Genomic DNA, 21,287 nt, shown 5'->3' with positions numbered 1-21,287 from the left:
GGCTAGTCCACTATATGCTTGTCTAGTATGTGCTAGAACTATTCTACTGGTGCTGACGAAGAGGCATCGTCTTCTTCATTCGCTCCTTGAGAAGAAGGGTCCGCGTACTCATCTGTTGTGTCGTCCTCTCCGCCATTCGTTTCATCTTCGTTAGCTGTAGAAGAAGGTGCTGGAGGCTCAAGCTCGACAACGAGATAGTCTCCTTCTTGCACAGGCTGACCGGCTTCCACGTTTTGCTTTACGACATACCCACTTCCAGTCGGATTTGGTTGTACGTTAAGCAAGCTGGATAACCGTAGAAACTCTCGATAGCTGTAGCCTGTAAGATCAGGCATGGCTGGGTTCTCTTCCCCGAGAAGGAACACTCTCGCGCCGGGAAGTATCGTTTCACCAGCTGCAGGCTCTTGGCGTACAATCTTCCCTGAGCCGACAACAACAGGCGTCATTCCAGCTTCTTGTAGTTGCTGAGAAACAGCGGTGATGTCAGTTCCTTTGTACTCTTTCACCGTAAATCCTTTTTGTGCTTTTTCTTGCTTCTGCTCTTCTTCTCGCGGTGCGATATCCAAGTACTGCATCGTGTTTTGAACAAATGGTTTAAACACCTTAGACACAGGCGATGAACCTGATTCTGGATAGCCGTATTGATTTAAGCCTAGCTGTGGCTGTTTAATGCCGATGTAAATGACGAATTCGGGATCTTGCTCTGGAACCATACCAAGAAATGAGAAGAAATAGTTGTTGTGACCCGTCATATAACTGCCATCTTTACCTGGTATTTGCGCAGTTCCAGTTTTTCCTGCCACATCGTAGTCTTCCATCTCGTACGGTTTCCCTGAACCAACAGACTCAGAGACAGCTGTCCCCAATATCGTACGTACTCGCTCTGCTGTTTCTGCAGAAATTGGCGTACCTGCAACCTCAGGTTTGCCTTTATACAGAGTTTCGCCGTTATTGCTATTCTTAATTTCATTGATTACGTACGGCGTCATCATCTTTCCATCATTGGCGACTGCCGTCAACGCTTTTATTTGTTGAATAGGTGTAATGGCCGTTCCTTGACCAAAGGTTGTTGTGAGTTTCTCAATAGGCTCTTTGTAAACAAACCGACTGTTTGTTTCCCCAGGAAGGTCAATCCCTGTTGTCTTGTCGAGGTCAAATTTCTTCAAATATTCAAGGAAACGATCAGGCCCTAGCTTCTCCATGCCGAGAATTCCGGCCGCAACATTTGAGGAGCGCTGAATGCCTTCTAGCATACTGATCGTGCCCCAATTCGTGCGAACGTCACTGATTGCTGTTGATCCATTGAACGAGTACCGTCCTGATTGATAGAGTTCATTTGGATTAAAAACGCCCTCTTCTATCGCTGCCGCTACGGTAAACACCTTCATTGTCGATCCAGGCTCAAACCGATAGGAAATCGCATCGTTTTGATAATGTGTAATGTCGCGAACGTTCGGGTCAAACGAAGGATAGCTAGCCATGGCAAGAATTTGGCCCGTCTCCGGCTTAGCGACAATGCCAATCATATTGGATGGTGTGTATTCCTCTTCGACTTTTTTCATCGCATCCTCTAAAAAGCCTTGGATTTTTTGGTCAAAGGTCAGATAAACACTCGCCCCATTATGCGGTGGCACCACCATTTCCTCGGCATTCGGCAATTTGGTATCTAGCTTGTCGCGCTTGTATTGGATTTTCCCTGGTGTCTGCTGTAAATAGTCATCGAGGGATTTTTCCAACCCCATCACGCCGACGATTTCCCCTTCGTCGTTTTCAGTTGTGTACCCCAAAACATGGGAGGCGAAGACACCGTTTGGGTAAAACCGTTTGTTTTCTCTAATAAAATAGATTCCTTTAAGGTCAAGAGCCTCAATCTCTTCCTTTTTCTCATAGCTTAGCTTACTCCCGCTTGATCCAAATTCAACTTGAAAGGGACCAGGGTTTTCTTCTGTAGACGTGACGTTAAGCTGATCAAGAATATACGCCTGATCCACTCCTAAAATCGGTGCCAGTTCTTCAGCAACTTTTTCCTCGTCCTTGACACGTCCTTGAAATCCATCACGGACAATGGCATACACCGTATAGGATTGGACGTCTTCGGCAAGTGGCATTCCATTCCGATCGTAAATGGTCCCGCGTTTCGCCTCTAATGTTTTGGATACAGTTCGCTGACTTTCTGCGTAATCAGACAGCTGGACACCATCTACTTCTTTTGCCGCCTGAATGTAAACAATACGTCCAAATAATACAAAAAAGAGCAGGATAAAAGCCAAAAGCAATACCCTGACTCCAACATTCACCGCTGGGTTTTTTTTAGTACTCATCGAAGAGACTCCCTTTACTCCTGGCTTTGCACATTTTTCACTTTATTTTGCTGAAGGGATAGACCGTGCTTTTCAGCAATAGATTTTATGCGTTCAGGCTGGCTTAAGATCGCTTTCTCTTCTTTTAAGCCTTCAATTTCATCCTGCAAGGTTTCGATCTTTGTTTCAGACGCGTTCACCGTCATACTTGCTTGGTAGATAGAAGAACTATTCATCAGAACGACGACGGAAATACCGACGATCATGGACAGCAATAAAATATAGTAACATATCTCCGCAGGAACCAAACGGGGTTTTTTGTAAACAATTTTCGGTTGTGCCGCTGGTGATGTAGACTGCGTTTGTTGCCTTCTCTCTCTGGCTAATGCGTTGCCCATAGCCTTCCCTCCCATTACTAAAACGCTAGCGTTTTTTCTCTACAACTCGTAATTTTGCAGACCGCGCACGATTATTGTGCAAAAGCTCTGCCTCAGATGGCAAAATCGGTTTTTTCGTCACTCGCTCAAGCATCGGCTTTACGTGCTCAGGAATAACCGGCAACCCCCTCGGCAATTCGGGTGTTTTGCTCAATTCCTGAAACACTTGCTTGCAAATGCGATCCTCAAGTGAATGAAACGTAATAACGGCAATTCTTCCCCCAGGTTGCAGTAGGTCAACAGCCTGATAAAGTGCATCTTCAAATGCTTTTAATTCGTCGTTCACTGCGATGCGAATCGCCTGAAAAACGCGCTTCGCTGGGTGACCACCTTTGCGTCTTGCTGGCGCTGGGATCGCATCCTTAATTATTTCGACCAATTCGCCTGTTGTTTTAATCTCTTTTTTTTCACGACCGGCTTCGATCGTTCTCGCAATTTGCTTAGAAAATTTTTCTTCCCCGTAACGGAAAAAAATGCGTACTAAATCCTCATATGGCCACTCATTGACGACTTGGTAGGCGGTAAGCATCTGTGTTTGGTCCATCCTCATATCAAGCGGAGCATCCTGATGATAAGAAAACCCTCGTTCCGCCTCATCAAGTTGCGGCGACGAGACACCTAAATCAAACAATACGCCTTGTACTCCCTCTATGCCGAGATTCTCTATTTGGTGTTTAAACTCTCTAAAATTGCTATGAATCAAGTGGAGATTTTTGTGAGAGGCAAACGTTTCTTTTGCTGCCTCCAAAGCAGTTAGGTCCTGATCAAACGCAATAACACGCCCGTTGTCATTCAGCACTTCTAAAAGGAGGCGTGTATGTCCGCCACCGCCAAATGTACAATCGACGTACGTTCCGTCAGGTTGGATATGTAGTGCTTCAATGGATTCATTCAGCAGCACAGTTGTATGTTGAAACATTGTTGCCACACCTTTCTAATGCCCTTATCTATGATTGTGTGGCGATTAAATGTCCACATCCATCATGTTCTCAGCCAAATCGGAAAATGACTCTTGAGACATACCCACATAATCGTCCCATTCCGCTTTCCCCCAAATTTCAATGCGGTTGGAAACACCTATGATGGCACATTCTTTGTCGAGATTCGCATAGCTGCAAAGCGGAGAGCTTATGTTTACCCTTCCCTGCTTGTCCAATTCGCATTCTGACGCTCCTGATAAAAAAAAGCGAGTAAATGCGCGCGCATCCTTTTTAGTTAAAGGCAACGTTTTTAACTTAGACTCAAGCACATGCCACTCTGTCATTGGATAAATAAACAAGCATTTATCCAAGCCACGTGTGACAACAAAGGTTTCACCTAAGGGCTCTCTAAACTTAGCAGGTATTATCATGCGACCCTTTGTATCGATCGAATGGTGGTATTCTCCCATGAACATGTCGGCTGCCCCACTTTCACCTACTAACTTACCACAATGCCCCACCTTTCACCACTATAAATAGTTATTCTGCTGCAATTAAAAAAAACCTGCCGTCGTTCGCAAGTTTTTTTACAATCTTTCCGTTGATCTTGATCTGATTTTTTAACTTTGGGATTGCATTTGTTGCACATTGGTGCCACTTAGAATGACTCTCAATCCTCAACAAATGTCCTATGCATAGTAGCTACAACTTTTTTGATGAGGTCAAGCAGTCCGCGATCCGAACATAGAAAAAACAACACTCCAATGATTAAGGAAGCGTTGTTTCAAAGTGTAGACAATATGAAATACAAGGACCGATTAAAACGTTTGGCTTTCAAGGGGCAGCGTTGCTATGCGGGCAAGGAAACGCACCAAAGAAAGCGAGCAGATATCTTCAGCTTTTAGGTGGCCATAGTCACATTTCAAAAACGGTCATCGTATGATCTTCGACGAACGGCTGTGAAAGCAGCTGCTGAATGAGCTCAGGACCGTAGACATTCAACCAAAAAAACACATTATGCACGCGATCTTGAGGGGAACCTTCGGGAAGGAGCATTTTCTTTAAGTGCCAGTACCCTGCCATCTCATCCTCGTAGGATTCATTAATTGCGTGACGATATTTGGTTTGAAGCCACTCCTCTTGCGCTGCCCATTTTTTTTGTGCTGCCGCTGCCAAGGATTGCGTTCCCGGCATGTCCTCTGCAATGCCGGCTAGCAAATCATTGATTTTAGCATAATGTCCCTGCAATTCAGCGAGTGTATCGTAAAGATGTAAATTCTGAAGGCGCTTTTCATGCTCGGATTGATAAGCGTCTACGCCACTTTCGCAAACCTGCTCTAAAGAAAGCTCATATTTGTTGAGCCATTTCGCAGTTTGCGAATCAACGATCGTCCCGTGCATGCGTGGCAATAGCGGGGGAACCTTGAATCCAAACACGTGAAATGCAGACTTTAAAAGAGACCAATACGAGAGTTCCCCTGGACCAGCGACAAACGTTAAGACAGGAAGCAGATATTCCTGCATGAGTGGCCGACTCACGACATTGTTGCTAACACGTTCAGGCGTTTCTTCTATAACAGCGAGCAGATCCTCTGTTTGTAAGTGAAGCTTTTGATGTCGGTCATGAAAGCCCCCGTCCTCTGCCCGTTCAAGCAAGTGGCGCTCGCCATCAACATGCAAAAACAAGTGTGCCAGTTCACGGTCGAGTTCCAATGGCCCCGTGAATCCGTCTTCTTTTAGAGACTGTTGCGCAGAAACAACTTCCCTATGCACAGCCTCGTTTTCCATGACGAAGTCACGAAAAAAGGGAGCCTCTAGTTCTCTTAACGAAGCATCATGTGCATTTAAGAAAACAAGCCCTTCTCCAGGGAACAAGGACACCATTAGCTTTCCAAAGAAATCGACGTAATTGGTTGACGAGTGAAAAGCATCAAGCGTTTGTTTCAATAAATCCTGCGTATAAGCGGTTTCTCCAAAACCGGCAAAGGCTTGTTTAATCAATTCCTCTCCATGCGTCGCATTTAACGATCTCTGTGCAACAGAGGTTTTTGTATCTTCCTGAGACACTGGCAATGAAAGCTTGGTGACGCCGCGCTCCACAGGGACAAAAAGGTGGTTGATTTCAGGGAAATCATGATCTTCTCCAGCGATCCAAAATACAGGAATAACGGGAACACCCAATACGTCCTCTTGTTGCTTTGCCCATTGAATCGTACTGATCGTTTTAAATATCGTAAACAGCGGACCCGTTAGGAAGCCAGCTTGTTGTCCACATACCACGACAAGACTTTCCTTTTGTTGAAGACGAGCGATGTTCGCAAACGTTGCGTCATCTGCCCCAATCGAGTGGTTAAATGTCTCGAGAACACGCGCCACTGACTGACGTGGAAAGGATCGTGCCGACAGCTCCTTTTGTCTTTCTAAGAGACTTTCTTCCGTGAGCGTATAATCAAAACGTTCTAAAACGCTGCTGTTCTGATCTATGTAATGCTTAAGCAATGCGTTGCCTTGCACATGTGTTGTCTTTCTTACTTGCATACTCGGCCTTCCTTTCTTTCGCCAGTGTTCCGTTCATCTATTTGAAAAAGAATAACATAAGAAGTATAGCAAATGTGAGCGGGAAACAAAATTGAACTGCTTCACAGGATGATTTTAGCGATGATTAGGAGAATGCATGAAACATTCTTGTGGCAATGCCGAGGACAATTAGGATAATATACGCAGTGCTAAACAATAAAAAACTGCTTCGCCAAAATCCTTTCCATACCTTCATGAGCTTAATTTCATCTGCGAGCTTCCAGTGCAGAATGACAAAAAGCAAAAACATGCTACATAGAAAAAGTAAAAGATGATAGAACTCAAACGCCATTAGTTGCATTCTCAAAAGAAAATAGACAGCAAATACAAACAAAAGTGTCGTTGCATCTCCTGCAACATGTACGCGCTTCTTTTTTGGATACCACCGTTTCGTGAGTTTGAACACGAGGAAGAATACGAGTGGTGGCATAATAATCAATGAGGAAACGATGTAAACGAGCATGACCCAACAGCCTTCCTTTTTTCAGCCAATTCAATTGCATTATACAGGAAGACTTTCCAATCATGCCATGACTTTTTCAATTTCTAGCACGCACAAAAAAAGACTTCCCTTAGCGAGAGCCTTGCGATACGTATACAATTTCTGTGAACAGATTAGTGCCCCACAGGTAACATGGATCTTATTTTAATAGAATGAATTGTGGTGCTTGCTTTCGCACAAATGAACAGCTGGAAAACACTCTCCTATAGGCAAACGGCTATATGTTCGCTTTCACCCTAAAGGGCACAAGTGCAACATCGACTCGAGAAGACCTCGTCGTGTTTTCTTTGTCGCTGGAGTCTCGCTAGTCGCCGTTTTTGGTTTATGATAAAGAACGAATGAAATGAGAAAGATCTTTTTTGGTTTCATTTTCAACCGTTACCAAACGACATTCGTGAAAAAGGCACCAGGTCATCTACCTTGAAACATTGCACGTACTCGCCTTATTTGGTTGCCACACGGCTTTTTACCCTCTATACGAGACCGAGCCACAATAAACATTGTACGCAGAAACAAACATCAGCGTAGTCAACACACGTAGACTCTAGTGGGATCAGCGCGAGCTGAAGATCCCCTCGAAAAAGCCATGCTTTTTCGAGGAAGCTGAAGCCGTGCCCCACAGAAAGCGAAGTTTGTTGACGGAGCGGTCGTCATTCCCATGCCCTCTAGCGGTAAAATCTATTTGGTCCGGATGATCGCGATACATTTCAAGGGCCAAATTAAATTTGATTCAAGCGAAATGTTACAAAAAGAATAAAGCGATTCTACGGTGTGCATATAACTAGGGTGTGTCTGAGAACTCAGAAGGGAGTAGATGTTGCCGAATTTTCGTTCCAAGCAAGGCGCTTTTTCGCAGACGTACCAGACGTACGTCAAGGAAAAGGAACGCAGCAGGGGACGAAAAGGCGGTGACAGATGCCTCTTAGCGAGTTTTAAGACACGCCCTAAACGTGTGGAGTTTTTCAGCATGATACTACAAGCCTTCCTAACAGCGTTAGTGGTAAACACCAACGAGTGGGAAAGCGAATAGAGAAAAAGCAGCTCACCCTCGGTTGAGGAATGGTCTGCTTTTTCCATACTAAGGATTGGATCTTCAAGTTCGTAGTGTTTTTTGTCAAAAGCAAAACTTTTACGGAGCTCTCTTATCGGAAAGACATTTTTGCTCTAGTGTTTGCTATTCTTTTTCACTGGACCATTGACGCGCACGGTCAATGACATGAAGCAATGATGTATAATCCGCAGAAGTTTGCGACAATTTCTTTTCCAGTATGACCACTTCACTAGCCAGTCTGTCCCGTTCGCTACTTAATTTATCATTTATTGATTGAAGATCTCCCTGCTTGTCGTGTTGATAGAGCCACGCTTTTTTGATCTGCTCTAAGGCTCCAATGACTTCGTTTGTTGCGGAAGCTGGCAGCTCTTTCCTTGGTATCGATGGTTTCAGAGACGTTCGTTGTTTACGCGAGCGCTTCGACTTTACAATTTGATCTTGGTATTGCTTACGTATCGTAGAGTTCCACCTAAAGCCGCATGCCGCTGCTGTTCGATACAGCTTGTTCCCCACTTCCTCAAACGCCTTTAACTGTGTACTTCCTTCTTCGATATATTGCAGGACCGTTTCAGCCAACACTCGATCCTCTTCATCAGACCATGCATCCTGCCGTACCGTCAATCGAATCCCTCCCTACTTTCTTTGCTTTCAATGTATGCACATAGTGAAATAGATAGAATCGCAAAAAAGAGAGGGCACTCTAATTTCATAATAAAAGAGCCTGCATTAACGTCCTTTTATACAAAAAAAAAACACCCTATAAGAAGGATGCTTTCTGAATACATTATTTGCTTACAACTTCTTTACCTTTGTAATGGCCACAAGATTTGCATACACGGTGAGAGAGTCTCATATCTCCACAGTTTGCACACTCAACCATACCTGGAATGCTCATTTTAAAATGCGTACGGCGTTGATTTTTAACTTTTTTTGATGTTCGTCTAGCTGGTACTGCCATGCCTAACACCTCCTTCAATTGTTTGTATCATTTGTATCCTTATTGAAATAATTTTGCAATGACGCAAAACGAGGATCAATAGAGTTTGTTTTTTCTTTTTGGTTTACAATTTCCCAATCCGACCCTTTTTGAGGTGCAGGACTGTCTTCAGGGATTTCATCCTTATATACTTTCATTGGAATTTGCAGTACAATGCTTTCTGCAATGAACGGATATAAATCAACCGTTCCATCCACAATTGGATGAAGGTCATCGTCCCAATCCTCATCATAATCTGACGGATTGTTTGCTAATGAAAACAGCTCAATCGTTTGAAATGAAAGTGGGTATTCAACATCAGCAAGACTTCTTGCACACGGTAGCGTCAATGTACCGGAAATCTTCAGTTGAAAGACGTATCGACCCTCTGATTCATATCCTGTCCCGACAATGCGGAAGGGTGTTGCCTCACGAACATCAGGAGATAATTGCTTGATAACACTCGTTAATTCTAAGGTTTCATCAAACGAGTACATCTCGTGATTGCGAAGCAATTCATTTATATGCCATTTCACGTTGTATCCCTCCAAAGCACAAGGATTATTATAATCTTCCTGTCATGGTTTGTCAACGATTGAACGACTGACTATAATGATGGAAGACTACCCGTTACTCTAGCACAAATGAATGCATTCTTCAAATGTCTTCGGAGGTGAAAACGTTTTGAAAGCTGTTGGAATGATTGTCGAATACAACCCGTTTCACAACGGCCACTTGTATCATCTTCAAAAAAGTAAATATATCACAGGAGCGGATGTCACTGTCGCTGTCATGAGTGGCAATTTCCTACAACGAGGCGAGCCTGCATTGCTTCCCAAATGGCAACGTGCGGAGATGGCTTTACGTGCCGGTGTGGATATTATCGTAGAACTTCCCTATGCATTTGCTGTGGCAAGAGCCGATCTCTTTGCCCTTGGTGCTGTTCATATCCTTTCAGAATTAGGTGTCAGCGATGTATGCTTTGGTAGTGAATCAGGTGATATTGGTGCGTTTCAAGGAGCAGTATCACGCATGCAAAGGGATAAGGAACGTATCGATCAATGGCTCAAGGATGAGCTGTCTTCCGGAGTCTCCTATCCCAAGGCTGCTGCTGCTGCCTTTCAAGCCATCGCACCAGAGCTTGACTTAGACGTTTCACAGCCGAACAATAGCCTTGGCTTGCATTATGTCGCGGCCATCAAACAGCTCGGCATTAAGGCACTAACGCCTCATACGATCCAACGAAAACAAGCACAGTACCATGAACCGTCACCTAATGGGTCTATCGCTAGTGCGACAGCCATTCGGAACACATTTTTTTCAGAGGGTATCCATTCTTCTGCCCTAGTAGAGACCTTGCCGGCACCTACACTCGATATCATGAAACATTATTTAGATGAATTTGGTCGCCTCCATCAATGGGAAGACTATTTTGCATTTGTGCAGCTCTGCCTTTTGTCACAATCACCTCGTCAGCTTCATCAACTGTATGAGATGGAGGAAGGTGTTGAGCATCGTCTGCAAAAATACGCTCGGGCTAGTTCGTTTAACGCATTTCTCTCTGCCGCTAAAACGAAACGTTATACATGGACGAGACTGCAGCGAGTTTGTACCCACATGATACACAGCATTCCAAAACTTGATTATAAACCACTCAGCCAACGACCCTTGCAGCATCTTCCAGAAGAAGTACGCCTTTTAGGCTTTACAAAAAAAGGGCAAGCCTTTCTTCAGGAAACGAAAAAAAGCCGCTCCATTCACCTCGTCACGCAGACGAAGGAAAGGCGCGGATCGATGTTGTCGTATGATGAGCGGTCAGCTGCCATTCACGCGTTAGCTCACCCTCCAGCATTACGCGCGCGTGTTTGGGACGACGAAAAGAAACGTTTCCCTATTCAAATCTAATAGCGGTTAGCTGCTTTGCATCTGTTCTAAATATCGTAGCGCATCATCAAACGTCTGAACTGGGACAATCTCCATGTCTGTGCCAATATCATCCGCCGTTTCCTTGGCGTCGGAATAATTATCACCAAGAACAGGTGCAAAGAACACATCCGCGTTCTCATTGTCTGCCGCAACCACTTTTTGCTTGATTCCGCCAATCGGACCAACGAGCCCTTCAAAATTCATCGTGCCTGTCCCGGCAATAGAACGTCCCTTCGTAATGTCCTCATGCATTAGCTGGCTATAAATCTCCAGCGTAAACATTAGACCCGCAGACGGCCCTCCAATGCTCTCACTCTTGATATGCACATCGGGGTCACTTTGCACGTCATAATCAAACGTCATGCCGATGCCAATCATTGGCTTCTTCTCTCCTGCAATTTCATCGACAACAATAGGCATAGTGACGTCGATCGATTCCCCATCCCGTTCGACAGTAAGAGTGACGTCACTGTCTGCACCAATGCTCGTGATCATGCGTGACAAATCGTCTCCCTTCGTAATTGGTTCTCCATTAATTGCTTTAAGAGTATCGCCAATTTGAAGCCGACCATCGGCTGGCAATCCATCTTCGATATAACTTACATAAGCACCCAGAAAGGTTCTTGAAACGTCTTCTCCTGCCGCCGTAAACGCCACATATATGGCGGACTCTTTGGACGTATCCATGAGCTTTAATTGTCGCTGGTTGTACTCTTCATTGCTCTCTCCGTCCATACGAAGCTTATCTGCTGGGTACAGTGACCAATACTCCTTCATCTTCCCTAAGGCATATTCGACAAGATTCGTTTCACTCGTGCTCATTGAAATCGTCACGAGCATGAGCTCTCCTTCTTTTTCTGAACGTACGTCGTCCACTTCGATCATTGGCGAGAGCTCAATTGCGTGACCTGGCATCGTCAAATAATAAGGCAGTCGATAAAAATAAAGCACCGCCACTAAAATAATCCCTGTTATGATTACTATTCTCTGTTTCGTTAGCCAACGATTTCGCTGCTCTGTCAAATCAAGGACTCCTCCCAATCTAATACGTATATTGTGTACATCTCACTGATATATATTTAAGGACGAACGAAAGGAGACGTGTGGATGGGTCAATATACAAAAACATACACGGTCGTTCTCTCCCTCTGCGCACTGCTATTAACCGCAGCTCTCATCACATTTCCACAAGACGCCGTTGGAGCTTCTGTAAAAGGGTTAACGATGTGGTGGACCATCGTGTTCCCATCTTTGCTGCCTTTTTTTATTTTATCAGAGATCATGGTGGCCATTGGTATTGTAACGTTTTTCAGTGTCTTGTTTGAGCCATTTATGCGGCCTTTATTTAAAGTGCCTGGTTCAGGAGGCGTTGTATGGTCAATGAGCATGGCCTCCGGATTTCCTGCAGGCGCACGGATGACCACACAGCTCCGCAAGCAAAATGCCATCACACAAGCCGAAGCCGAACGCCTTGTAGCCTTTACAAATGCCTCTAACCCATTGTTTATTTTCGGGGCAGTTGCCGTCGGTTTTTTTCACGACGCTCATCTAGGCTACTTGCTCGCTGCCGCGCACTACGGAGGAAACCTTTTTGTAGGACTGGCTATGCGATTTCATCGTCGAAGTGAAGCCGCAACGGCCCCTTTTCGATGGCCATCACTACGGAACGCATTCCGGACTCTCCATGAGCACAGGTTAAAGCATCACAAACCAATCGGGGCACTGTTAGGAGAAGCCGTTCGCTCCTCTGTGCAAACCCTATTGCTCATTGGAGGGTTTATTATCCTGTTTTCCGTCCTGAATCAGCTGCTCTCTTCCCTGTCCATCGCAGCTTTATTTCAAGACGTTGTTGCGATAATATTTTCGATCCTTCATTTGCCTGCTGAGCTTTCAGGAAGTTTCGTTGGTGGTTTCTTTGAAATTACACTCGGGGCACAGCTTGCTAGTGAAACGACCGCACCGATCGTCTTCCAGGCTGTTATCGTCAGCTTTGTCCTTGCTTTTAGCGGTTTATCGGTGCATGCTCAGGTCGCATCCATCATTGCTGAAACCGACATTCGGTATGCCCCATTTTTTAGAGCCCGCTGTCTACATGGACTGTTTTCAGCCGTCCTTGCCCTGTTATTGTTTCCTTACCTCTACACAGCCCCATCGATGCAAACGAGTGGAGAAGTTGGTGAGACAAGCCAAGCAGTCACATTTTTTGGCGAACTACTCAATGGGATGCACACTTTTGGCCCTGTCATCACGCTTGGCGGATTGGCACTCTATTGTGTCTGCTATGCATCTGACAAAGTATTCACGAGCAAATAGGTGTGCGAGAGGTGAACTTATCAAATGATTGGAACACAAGAGGTTAAACGTCATATCATCGAAGGCAACACCGATGGGATTGATTTATTTCACAAACGCAGTTTCAATCTGGAAATGAAATAAATCTCATCGCGGCTTTTATTTACTCGCGTACTTCTTATGTAGGGCAGATGCAACAACCGCCGGCACAAGCTGATCAACTGGCGCATCATATTTCGCAATCTCTTTTACAATGCTCGAGCTGAGGAAGGAATACTCACTGCTTGTCATCATAAAAAAGGTTTCTATATGCTCGGCCATCATTTTATTGATTGAACCGATTTTCATTTCATATTCAAAATCAGATACAGCTCTAAGCCCTCGTAAAATGACTTGGGCGTTTTTTTGTTTCGCATATTCGATCAAAAGTCCCTGATGGCTCTCCACAGTCACATTAGGCATCGTTGAAGTGACCTGCTTTAAGAGCGAAACTCGTTCCTCAACATCAAAAAGGGACTCCTTCGCTTGGTTGTTTAAAACAACAACATAGATTTGTTCAAACACATTTGATCCTCTTTGAATAATGTCTAAGTGACCAAATGTCACTGGATCAAAACTACCTGGGCATACAGCTATTTTCCCCATCCTCTTTCACCTCGTTGAGCGGTATAAAGTCATCGTTGTCTGGCGGCTATACTCTTCTCTTTTCCATAAAGCAAACGTATCAAATTTATCTGGCATTGAAACGTCCGTATCGTGCTCAGTCACAATTAAGCCACCTTGATCAAGCAGTTGCTCTTGATCGATCTTTTTTAATGCCTTTGGAAGAATGGACAAGTGATACGGTGGATCCAAAAAGATAAGAACGAACCGTGTGCCGTTTTTTGCCGCAACACTTAAGCTCCGCAGCGCTTCATTGCGATAGATCTCTGCACGCGTTTCGAATTTACATTTGGTGACGTTTGCATGAATGGTTTTTATGGCAAGTGGATCTTTATCAACAAAAACACAGTGCTCCACACCTCGGCTTAACGCTTCAATACCTAATCCTCCGCTCCCAGCAAACAAATCTAATGCAGTTCCTCCATCGAAATATGGTCCTATCTTTTGAAACAAGGACTCTTTGATTTTATCCGTTGTTGGCCGTGTGCCTTGACCACTTACACTTTTTAGCGGATGTCCTTTAGCTGTCCCTGAAATCACTCTCATTTGCCTCAATGCCTTTCTTTACAAGTCGAATCAACTCTTCATAAATTGAATTTTATCCTATCATATTTTGCTGGTGTTTCCCAATCGTATAAATTCTTTTTTTCTGGACAAACTGATATGGAACAGCATTTTTACGAGATGTTGTTGCCAACCGTGGCGAAGACTTACGTTTCCCCATAAGTTCTTCCTCCGGTTTCTCCTCTCCCTTATTCTTCTCGATCAGAACGTGGTTCTGGCATGAGAAGAGCCCTGCGCCGTATACGTGCAGGGCTTTTTTTTTGGAGAACATTATTCGTAGTAACGAACTAATCACTAGTTCTACTTCCACCAATTTGATTAGTTTACTGTTGAAAGTGAAACCATACCTGGACAAGAAGAAAGAGTAAATCAAAAGCCACTAGTGAGATTCTCGCGGCAAAGAAAACACGATGAGGTCTTTTCGAATCGATGTTGCAATGAAGACTGCTCCGTCAAAATACTTCGCTTTCCGCGGGCACGGCTTCAGCTTCCTCGGAAAGCAAAAGCTTTCCTGCGGGATCTTCAGCTCGCGCTGTTCCCGCTGGAGTCTACGTATTTTGACTACGCCGATGTTTTTTCACTTGAATTTTTTTATTTTGTCCCTCTCTCAAACAACGGCAAGAATGGAAAAGAGAATTGAGCTGCTTTGCTTCGGCAAACATGACAAGTAAGAGCATCTTCTCATTCAAATTCACCTAGTGCCCGAAGATCATCTGATTTTCAGGATTGATGTAACGGTAAATTTTGCTTTTTTTCAAATTATAGGATCTTACCCAAAAACGATTAATGGTTTCGTTAAAACCTTTAATTCTGCCTATCCTAGCCAATTGAGTGTCTTTACAAATCAAATCTGTTAAGGAACAAGCGATTCAGAAAATGCAAAAAGTAAACTTCTAAAAACCAGCGGTCACTAGCGAGACTCCAAATCGAGAAGAAAACACGATGGGGTTCTTTCGAATCGATGCTGCGCTTATGCTCATTATGGTGTAAGCGAGCATTTGGCTGCTAATACATACGCCAACATTGAATTGCAGGTGTCCCATTATCTATATCTAAGATTGTCCCCAGAGGGCTTCAGTTGAGAGCTTTAATACCATTTGCCAATCTTGTTCAAACTTGCCTATGATTTAGAGAGTGCATTTGGCCCTCTAGTGCCCCATCAGGTAACGTAGATCTTATTTTATTCAGGATGAGTCATGGTTCTTGTTTTCGCACAAGTTAATTGCTGGAAAACATTTTCTATAGGCAAACGGCTATACGTTCGCTTTCACCCTAATGGGTAACATTGCACTTCCTTGCCTTAATTGGTTTCAACAAGGCTTTTTACTCTCTATACGAGACTGAGCCACAATAACAAATGTACGCAGAAACAAACATCAGCGTAGCCAACATACGTAGACTCTAGTGGGATCAGCGCGAGCTGAAGATCCCCTCGGAAAGCCTGCTTTCCGAGGAAGCTGAAGCCGTGCCCCACAGAAAGCGAAGTTTGTTGACGGAGCGATCCATAAAGACCTCGTCATGTTTTCTTTACTACTAGAGTCTCACTAATGACCGTTTTTGGTTAGTGTAAGTAACGAATGAAATGAGATAGACCATGACCAACTAAGTTAGTGGAAAGGGCACTAAGTATTCATGTGCGCCACCTGTGCTTTTTTCGGCTAAGCCTCTATGGTAAAGTGAGATTGAACAACCAGAGTACATATGATTCGTTAAGAGAGGAGAGCTTTACTTGATCTATAAGATCGTCCCTTTGGGGGAAGGTTATACAGACGTACATGAGTTGCTTGAGATTGCACGGACGAACCAGCATCGACTACGTCATTTTGTTATCCTCAAGGCCCCGGGAGAACACGAAACAGCCGCCTATTCGCTTTTGCTCATTCTTGCCTCTGCAGAAAAGAGTCGCTTTCAGCCTCTCTATCTTTGCAGAGAGGGTATTCCTTCTGTAGATTCCAAACGATATACATCTTTTGTTCGCGCAGCAGAAGAGTCTGGCTTCACTCCTTTGGAGCTTGAGGTAAAGCACAGCACAACCTTTTACAGTCAGCACCAATATCAAGCTTACCTCTTGTCTATCCTAAAGCTACAGCGACTCCTCGAGCGTGATCAGTCGATTTGGTCGTAAGCGCAAAAAAACTGCTCTTTTTCGCAGCCATGCAAAAAGAGCAGTAAATCAATTCGTCGATCACAACGGCGTAACCGTCACAAGGGATTCTTCCTCTTCCCCGTCCTTTGCCTCCAATTGGTAATCGTATTCTTTCGCTAAATCTTTGGACTTCTCAAACTCTACCCGAACATCTGGACGAAAGGATGGGTCTAGGCGCAGCACAAAATGCAAATTACCCAATTTCGTCATTACACCGTCAACGTCCGTTCGATCACAATATAAAAGGGCATATTTTAACTTTTTGGACACATACATCACATGACCGTACTTCCTAAGCTGCCTGACCTGTTTTAATGTATGCATATAAACCACAATCCCTTGTCGCTCTGTAATGATCATTTCCTTCACCTCTCACTGCAATCTCTATAGCTATGGAGAGATTGATTAACTGCACCCACAACTGCCTCCGCTGCCACAGCCTCCACTACATGAAGACATATTGTCAAAAAACGGATTTCCCGTCGGAATTTTTATGTGATCAGACACAGCTCCACCGAAAGCCTGTGCCACATCTGTGAGCAGCTGTTGGAGCTCGTCTTCGCATTTTTTATATCGTGCAATGCTCGTCTGTGTATCTAATGCGCGCTTTAAATCTCTCATTTCTCCCATCACCTTTTTATAATCGGGATGGTAATGACCAAAACGCTGTACTTCCTCATAAATCACTTTCAATTCCCCGAATTCACGTATTAGTGACTGCGCTTCATTGTCCTCAGCCAATGTCTTCCTTGCATAATGGTAGGCATGTGCACACTCAGATTGAACAATCATCGTTCCGACATGGTCAACCTGTTCAAGCACTTCTACGCTTTCATTTGTTGCTATCATCAGACCACCTCCACAATACCTCTGCGGCTTGTTCTTTATTCGATCACTCGGCATCGTTCATAACGGGCGCTTTCACTTAGCATGAGGAATATCTACAATAAATGACTCTGTTTCATTATAAGGGCTGTCACTCGAAGGAACAAGCGTAACCTCAATTCTGTGAACTCCGGGGGGAAGTCTTTTCAGAATAAATGCTGGTGAATGGAAGGTATCAAAAGGCTCACCATCGACTGTCACACTGATCTCTCCAACCGGTTTCGTCCGATGGTTTGCATGAGCGTGCTTATAGGTCACACCCGGAATATCACACTCTACGTAAACAGAGGTTTCCTTGACATGCCAGTTTAAATGAATCGAAGAAGGAGCTAGGGTCACCACTTGTGTTAAAAGCAAACCCATCATTAGCTTATTCAGAAAACCCATCCACACACCTCCTGTTCATACGTTCGGCAAAATCAACCGCTTTTATACGTTAAAAACGCTCGAACGATAGCAACAGAGAAGCAAAGTGATTGTCTGTCAAAAAAACCTCTCATTGCACCCTATCAAGGCACAAAAAGAGGCATTTTTTATTCTTCAATGAGGCCATTTTCAAGCAGCCAATCATAAGCGACCAATGAGACACTTTTCCCTTCAATATCAACTGCATAATTTAATTCTCGCATAATATCACTGGTCAATTTCTCAGCTAGTGGAGCTGTGATTTCTTCAATTTCAGGATACTTCTCGATCGCTTCATCCTTGATTGCTACGGCTGCCGTATAAGGAGGGAAAAAGTTTTTATCGTCTTCAAGCATTAGAAAATCATACTCCAATATACGACCATCCGTTTCAAATCCCATCGCCACATCGACCTCACCATTGTTCAATGCTTCATACGTGAGCCCTAGCTCCATTAAAACAACTTGCCTGACCCCAAACTCAAATCCATACGTTTCCTCAACACCAGGCAGACCATCAACACGGTTCGCAAATTCAACATCCGTCGCAAAGGTTAATTCTCCAGGGTTTTCCTTCACATAGTTCGCCAAATCACTTATTGATGTTAGCCCAAGCTCTTTCGCCCTAGGCTTTTGCATCATGAGCACATATGTATTGTTTACCTCTGACATGTTCATCCAATGAATATTGTTTTTCTCGTCCAACTCTTTCACCTTTTGAAACGTTGCTTCAGCTTCTGGCAACGGCTCTTTGCCCATATAGCTAACAAGAGCCGTTCCGGTGTATTCCCATGTTAAATCGATCTGACCATTTATGAGCGCTCGTCGGATAACGTTACTTCCGAGATTATTCATTTCCTTTACGTTAAAGCCCTCTTCCCTTAGTAAAAATGCCGTCATTTCAGAAAGCAAATATTGCTCAGTGAAATTTTTGCCTCCTACCGTCACTGACTTTCCACCTACACCCAAAACGGAGCAGGAGGAAAGGGTGGCGACAAGGAATAGTAGCACAATCGTTTTTATAAATGTAGCCACGTCAAAACAACTCCCCTCATCAGTTTTAGGCGTCTGTTGTCTGCTTTGCCCCTTGTGGAACAACGACCTTTTCAAGCCAACGTAATAATAAATCAACGAGCACAGCCATTAAAATAACGGGCAATGCACCAGAGATAAGATAGCTGTTGTCAAACAGACGGATACCCGTAAATATCCACACACCTAGTCCACCACCGCCTACCACATAGGCAAGGGCAGCAGTACCGATATTTAAAACAATCGCCGTTCGAATCCCTGCCATAATAGAAGACGCTGCATTTGGCAATTCAATTCTGAACAGAATTTGCGTAGACGTCATTCCCATACCTTTTGCGGCATCAATTAAATTTTTGTCAATGGAATCAATGCCAGCAACCGTATTTCTGTAGATCGGAAGCAATGAATACACAAACAAGGCAAACACTGCTGTCTGTAAACCAATCCCTAAAACACTCATCATAAGCGCCAACACGGCTAAGCTAGGGATCGTTTGTCCAAAGGTTGCAATGTTAGAAACCGCCCATTCAGCCTTGCGAATACGCTTTCTAGTGATAAGAATCCCAACCGGCAATGCAACCACAACCGCTAGAACGGAAGAAATGGCAACAAGCTGGAGATGCTGAACGAGTAGTATTGAAAATCGAATCGATTCAGTAAAAATCACGCCGAAATAGTTGTTGTAAAGCGCCAAAGCGAACAAAATTGCAAGAATGGCGTAGAGAATCACACGAACAATGATGGCAACTACTTTTTTTGTGTTCATCTACTCACCCTTTCTCAACGGTTGAACCCGACGCCATTCCTTTTATTTCGTAATGGAGATATTGCTGGACGAGATCTATTGTTACAGCGCCAAGCTTTTCTCCTTCCATGCTTTCAACAATGACCTGATCCGCTTCCTGATTTAAGAGCATGGAAAGCGTATTTCGAAGGTCTTGATTCACTTTAATCGTTTTTGTATCTAAGATGGCTTCATCAAAATGGACAAGCCCGATGTTGTCCTTAAGCTCCTGCACGGTATGAAGGCTAAGACTTTTTAATGCCCTGTCCTTGCCAAAGAACTGTGATACGAACGCATTGCTCGGATGCGTCAATAGCTCTGAAGGCTTGTCAAATTGCATAATTTCGCCGTCTTTCATTAATACGATCTTGTCAGCCATCCGCACGGCTTCATCAATATCATGACTCACAAACAATATCGTTTTTTGCACTTCTTTTTGAATTTGCAAAAATTCATCTTGTATCTTTTCACGAATGATTGGGTCAAGTGCCCCAAACGGCTCGTCCATTAACATGACAGGTGGATCAGCGGCTAGAGCTCGCACGACCCCAATGCGCTGTTGTTGACCGCCAGATAATTCTAACGGATAGCGCTTGCGGTACTCCTCTCCATCCAAGCCGATCAAGTCCATCAATTCATTATAGCGTTTCCTTTTTTTCTGCTTGTCCCAGCCTAACAAATCTGGCACAATCATGACATTGTCCTCAATCGTCATGTTAGGGAACAATCCATTGCTTTGGATGACATAGCCTATATTTCTTCGCAACTCAATGGCATCCAAATCCATTGTCGACTTGTCATTAATGCGTATCGTTCCTTTTGTAATCGATTCTAGGCGATTCACCATCCGAAGTAGTGTCGTTTTCCCACACCCTGATGGTCCAAGAAGCACAACGATATCACCTTTTTCAACAGTGAAGTTAACATCCTTTACTGCAGTGACATTTCCATCATAAATTTTTGACACGTGATCAAATGTAATCATGGCAGATCCCCTTTTCTCTATTCATTTGCAATCGCTACGGCTTTGTTCGTAAATTTCTTTTGCACTAGCAACAGAATGACATCTGCAATAATAGCTAATAGTGCGATAGCAAGTGAGCCGCTAATGATTAAGTATGTATCCCCTCGTCCAATTCCTTGGGTGATTAAAACCCCAAGACCCCCTGCACCTATGTAAGCCGCAATCGCACCAATGCCGATGTTTAACACAACAGCAGTTCGAACACCAGCCATAATCAACGGCATTGCATTCGGAATTTCCACGCGAAGCAAACGTTGGTGTGTTTTCATCCCCATTCCGATGGCCGCGTCTCGCATTTCCGGACTAACATTTTTAATCGCCGTATACGTATTGCGGAGAATCGGGAGCTGTGAATAAAGAACAAGCGCAACAAATGCTGGCAAGAACCCAATGCCTTGATTAATTAACGAAAAAAGCGGCATCATCACTCCAAATAATGCAATACTAGGAATTGTTAAAAAAACAGATGCCAGCTGCAAAATGGTCCCAGCCAAATGCTCATTTGTTGTCAGGTAAATCCCTAATGGAACCCCGATAATTAGAGCGACAATGATGGCGAGGCCAACAAGTTGCGCATGCTGAAACGTCAGTTCAATGATTCGGGTATAGTTTATTTCTAAAAAACGAATCCAATCATTCAACATTATCCCTCCTTTTTTATTTAGCGCAAAAAATACCCCTCATATGTTGTCCATCTTTCTTACACAGCAAACAATGGTGATTCTCATCTGCATTTACACACAAGCAAGTAAGCAAGCAAAAGCAGATGTATGTAGACATTTGTCTTGGCTGGCATTAAGATTA

The 21,287-nt window shown here is 44.0% G+C and carries 23 protein-coding genes; 3 read left to right on the top strand and 20 right to left on the bottom strand.

Annotation, left to right across the window (positions count from 1 at the left end; genetic code table 11):
- Window positions 1–38 precede the first annotated feature (38 nt).
- The 9 genes from EV213_RS03990 to EV213_RS03950 all read right to left on the bottom strand — a co-directional run bounded on the left by EV213_RS03990 (window position 39) and on the right by EV213_RS03950 (window position 9,299).
- The gene (locus EV213_RS03990; RefSeq protein WP_133579196.1) at window positions 39–2,321 is read right to left on the bottom strand and encodes a penicillin-binding protein; all 2,283 of its coding nucleotides are present in this window, start codon (window positions 2,319–2,321) and stop codon (window positions 39–41) included.
- 14 nt (window positions 2,322–2,335) lie between these two features.
- Window positions 2,336–2,698, bottom strand: a complete 363-nt coding sequence (gene ftsL / locus EV213_RS03985; RefSeq protein WP_166639150.1) for a cell division protein FtsL — start codon at window positions 2,696–2,698, stop codon at window positions 2,336–2,338.
- A gap of 25 nt (window positions 2,699–2,723) precedes the next feature.
- Complete coding sequence (gene rsmH / locus EV213_RS03980; RefSeq protein WP_133579194.1) at window positions 2,724–3,656, bottom strand: 16S rRNA (cytosine(1402)-N(4))-methyltransferase RsmH; 933 nt, start codon at window positions 3,654–3,656, stop codon at window positions 2,724–2,726.
- A 45-nt stretch (window positions 3,657–3,701) separates the two neighbouring features.
- Window positions 3,702–4,133 carry a division/cell wall cluster transcriptional repressor MraZ gene (gene mraZ / locus EV213_RS03975; protein ID WP_133579193.1) on the bottom strand — a complete coding sequence of 144 codons (432 nt, stop codon included), beginning with the start codon at window positions 4,131–4,133 and terminating at the stop codon, window positions 3,702–3,704.
- Between the two features lie 439 nt (window positions 4,134–4,572).
- Window positions 4,573–6,195: a bacillithiol biosynthesis cysteine-adding enzyme BshC gene (gene bshC, locus EV213_RS03970; RefSeq protein ID WP_133579192.1), complete on the bottom strand. Its 1,623-nt coding sequence runs from the start codon at window positions 6,193–6,195 to the stop codon at window positions 4,573–4,575.
- A 124-nt stretch (window positions 6,196–6,319) separates the two neighbouring features.
- Window positions 6,320–6,697 (bottom strand): DUF3397 domain-containing protein, encoded by a 378-nt coding sequence (locus EV213_RS03965; RefSeq protein WP_133579191.1) that lies wholly within the window; start codon window positions 6,695–6,697, stop codon window positions 6,320–6,322.
- A gap of 1,213 nt (window positions 6,698–7,910) precedes the next feature.
- Window positions 7,911–8,408, bottom strand: a complete 498-nt coding sequence (locus EV213_RS03960; protein ID WP_133579190.1) for an RsfA family transcriptional regulator — start codon at window positions 8,406–8,408, stop codon at window positions 7,911–7,913.
- Window positions 8,409–8,571: 163 nt separating this feature from the next.
- Window positions 8,572–8,745: a 50S ribosomal protein L32 gene (gene rpmF, locus EV213_RS03955; protein WP_133579189.1), complete on the bottom strand. Its 174-nt coding sequence runs from the start codon at window positions 8,743–8,745 to the stop codon at window positions 8,572–8,574.
- A gap of 14 nt (window positions 8,746–8,759) precedes the next feature.
- Window positions 8,760–9,299 carry a YceD family protein gene (locus EV213_RS03950; protein ID WP_133579188.1) on the bottom strand — a complete coding sequence of 180 codons (540 nt, stop codon included), beginning with the start codon at window positions 9,297–9,299 and terminating at the stop codon, window positions 8,760–8,762.
- 148 nt (window positions 9,300–9,447) lie between these two features.
- On the opposite strand from EV213_RS03950, the gene EV213_RS03945 reads away from it, so the two are divergent.
- A complete protein-coding gene (locus EV213_RS03945) occupies window positions 9,448–10,668 on the top strand; it encodes a nucleotidyltransferase (RefSeq protein ID WP_166639149.1) in 1,221 nt (406 codons plus the stop codon).
- A gap of 6 nt (window positions 10,669–10,674) precedes the next feature.
- Here EV213_RS03945 and EV213_RS03940 read toward each other — a convergent pair whose 3' ends face one another.
- Window positions 10,675–11,712, bottom strand: a complete 1,038-nt coding sequence (locus EV213_RS03940; protein WP_133579186.1) for a SepM family pheromone-processing serine protease — start codon at window positions 11,710–11,712, stop codon at window positions 10,675–10,677.
- Window positions 11,713–11,796: 84 nt separating this feature from the next.
- Here EV213_RS03940 and ylbJ point away from each other — a divergent pair, with 84 nt between their 5' ends.
- Window positions 11,797–13,002 carry a sporulation integral membrane protein YlbJ gene (gene ylbJ, locus EV213_RS03935; RefSeq protein ID WP_133579185.1) on the top strand — a complete coding sequence of 402 codons (1,206 nt, stop codon included), beginning with the start codon at window positions 11,797–11,799 and terminating at the stop codon, window positions 13,000–13,002.
- A gap of 138 nt (window positions 13,003–13,140) precedes the next feature.
- Here the strand turns inward: ylbJ and coaD are convergent, their stop codons facing one another.
- The 3 genes from coaD to EV213_RS21195 are packed head-to-tail and all read right to left on the bottom strand — an operon-like array spanning window position 13,141 to window position 14,368.
- Window positions 13,141–13,626, bottom strand: a complete 486-nt coding sequence (gene coaD, locus EV213_RS03930; RefSeq protein WP_133579184.1) for a pantetheine-phosphate adenylyltransferase — start codon at window positions 13,624–13,626, stop codon at window positions 13,141–13,143.
- A gap of 6 nt (window positions 13,627–13,632) precedes the next feature.
- On the bottom strand, window positions 13,633–14,190 hold the full coding sequence (gene rsmD / locus EV213_RS03925; protein WP_133579183.1) for a 16S rRNA (guanine(966)-N(2))-methyltransferase RsmD: 558 nt from the start codon (window positions 14,188–14,190) through the stop codon (window positions 13,633–13,635).
- 52 nt (window positions 14,191–14,242) lie between these two features.
- A complete protein-coding gene (locus EV213_RS21195; protein WP_279512745.1) occupies window positions 14,243–14,368 on the bottom strand; it encodes a hypothetical protein in 126 nt (41 codons plus the stop codon).
- A gap of 1,569 nt (window positions 14,369–15,937) precedes the next feature.
- Between EV213_RS21195 and EV213_RS03915 the strand changes: the two genes are divergently transcribed.
- Entirely contained in the window at window positions 15,938–16,333 is a 396-nt protein-coding gene (locus EV213_RS03915) for a DUF7147 family protein (RefSeq protein ID WP_133579181.1), read from the top strand.
- A 60-nt stretch (window positions 16,334–16,393) separates the two neighbouring features.
- Here the strand turns inward: EV213_RS03915 and EV213_RS03910 are convergent, their stop codons facing one another.
- The 7 genes from EV213_RS03910 to EV213_RS03880 form a co-directional block, all read right to left on the bottom strand.
- Entirely contained in the window at window positions 16,394–16,714 is a 321-nt protein-coding gene (locus tag EV213_RS03910) for a YlbG family protein (RefSeq protein ID WP_424923019.1), read from the bottom strand.
- A gap of 45 nt (window positions 16,715–16,759) precedes the next feature.
- Window positions 16,760–17,203, bottom strand: a complete 444-nt coding sequence (locus tag EV213_RS03905) for a YlbF/YmcA family competence regulator (RefSeq protein WP_133579180.1) — start codon at window positions 17,201–17,203, stop codon at window positions 16,760–16,762.
- A gap of 72 nt (window positions 17,204–17,275) precedes the next feature.
- A complete protein-coding gene (locus tag EV213_RS03900) occupies window positions 17,276–17,626 on the bottom strand; it encodes a hypothetical protein (RefSeq protein ID WP_133579179.1) in 351 nt (116 codons plus the stop codon).
- A 146-nt stretch (window positions 17,627–17,772) separates the two neighbouring features.
- Window positions 17,773–18,678: an ABC transporter substrate-binding protein gene (locus EV213_RS03895; RefSeq protein WP_133579178.1), complete on the bottom strand. Its 906-nt coding sequence runs from the start codon at window positions 18,676–18,678 to the stop codon at window positions 17,773–17,775.
- A gap of 25 nt (window positions 18,679–18,703) precedes the next feature.
- Complete coding sequence (locus EV213_RS03890) at window positions 18,704–19,441, bottom strand: ABC transporter permease (protein ID WP_133579177.1); 738 nt, start codon at window positions 19,439–19,441, stop codon at window positions 18,704–18,706.
- Window positions 19,442–19,445: 4 nt separating this feature from the next.
- Window positions 19,446–20,444 (bottom strand): ABC transporter ATP-binding protein, encoded by a 999-nt coding sequence (locus tag EV213_RS03885; protein ID WP_133579176.1) that lies wholly within the window; start codon window positions 20,442–20,444, stop codon window positions 19,446–19,448.
- Between the two features lie 17 nt (window positions 20,445–20,461).
- Window positions 20,462–21,127: an ABC transporter permease gene (locus EV213_RS03880; protein ID WP_133579175.1), complete on the bottom strand. Its 666-nt coding sequence runs from the start codon at window positions 21,125–21,127 to the stop codon at window positions 20,462–20,464.
- Window positions 21,128–21,287 lie beyond the last annotated feature (160 nt).

It is taken from the genome of Aureibacillus halotolerans, assembly GCF_004363045.1.
Taxonomy (GTDB): Bacteria; Bacillota; Bacilli; order Bacillales; family DSM-28697; genus Aureibacillus; species Aureibacillus halotolerans.
The sequence above is the reverse complement of the archived record's forward strand: the minus strand, read 5'-3'. Positions and strand labels throughout refer to the sequence as shown.

Excerpts from the sequence above, each read along its gene's own strand:
- EV213_RS03990 (WP_133579196.1), bottom strand. The coding sequence starts at position 2,321 with ATGAGTACTAAAAAAAACCCAGCGGTGAATGTTGGAGTCAGGGTATTG.
- ftsL (WP_166639150.1), bottom strand. The coding sequence starts at position 2,698 with ATGGGCAACGCATTAGCCAGAGAGAGAAGGCAACAAACGCAGTCTACA.
- rsmH (WP_133579194.1), bottom strand. The coding sequence starts at position 3,656 with ATGTTTCAACATACAACTGTGCTGCTGAATGAATCCATTGAAGCACTA.
- mraZ (WP_133579193.1), bottom strand. The coding sequence starts at position 4,133 with ATGTTCATGGGAGAATACCACCATTCGATCGATACAAAGGGTCGCATG.
- bshC (WP_133579192.1), bottom strand. The coding sequence starts at position 6,195 with ATGCAAGTAAGAAAGACAACACATGTGCAAGGCAACGCATTGCTTAAG.
- EV213_RS03965 (WP_133579191.1), bottom strand. The coding sequence starts at position 6,697 with ATGCTCGTTTACATCGTTTCCTCATTGATTATTATGCCACCACTCGTA.
- rpmF (WP_133579189.1), bottom strand. The coding sequence starts at position 8,745 with ATGGCAGTACCAGCTAGACGAACATCAAAAAAAGTTAAAAATCAACGC.
- ylbJ (WP_133579185.1), top strand. The coding sequence starts at position 11,797 with ATGGGTCAATATACAAAAACATACACGGTCGTTCTCTCCCTCTGCGCA.
- coaD (WP_133579184.1), bottom strand. The coding sequence starts at position 13,626 with ATGGGGAAAATAGCTGTATGCCCAGGTAGTTTTGATCCAGTGACATTT.
- rsmD (WP_133579183.1), bottom strand. The coding sequence starts at position 14,190 with ATGAGAGTGATTTCAGGGACAGCTAAAGGACATCCGCTAAAAAGTGTA.
- EV213_RS21195 (WP_279512745.1), bottom strand. The coding sequence starts at position 14,368 with ATGGGGAAACGTAAGTCTTCGCCACGGTTGGCAACAACATCTCGTAAA.
- EV213_RS03910 (WP_424923019.1), bottom strand. The coding sequence starts at position 16,714 with ATGATCATTACAGAGCGACAAGGGATTGTGGTTTATATGCATACATTA.
- EV213_RS03905 (WP_133579180.1), bottom strand. The coding sequence starts at position 17,203 with ATGATAGCAACAAATGAAAGCGTAGAAGTGCTTGAACAGGTTGACCAT.
- EV213_RS03900 (WP_133579179.1), bottom strand. The coding sequence starts at position 17,626 with ATGGGTTTTCTGAATAAGCTAATGATGGGTTTGCTTTTAACACAAGTG.
- EV213_RS03890 (WP_133579177.1), bottom strand. The coding sequence starts at position 19,441 with ATGAACACAAAAAAAGTAGTTGCCATCATTGTTCGTGTGATTCTCTAC.
- EV213_RS03885 (WP_133579176.1), bottom strand. The coding sequence starts at position 20,444 with ATGATTACATTTGATCACGTGTCAAAAATTTATGATGGAAATGTCACT.
- EV213_RS03880 (WP_133579175.1), bottom strand. The coding sequence starts at position 21,127 with ATGTTGAATGATTGGATTCGTTTTTTAGAAATAAACTATACCCGAATC.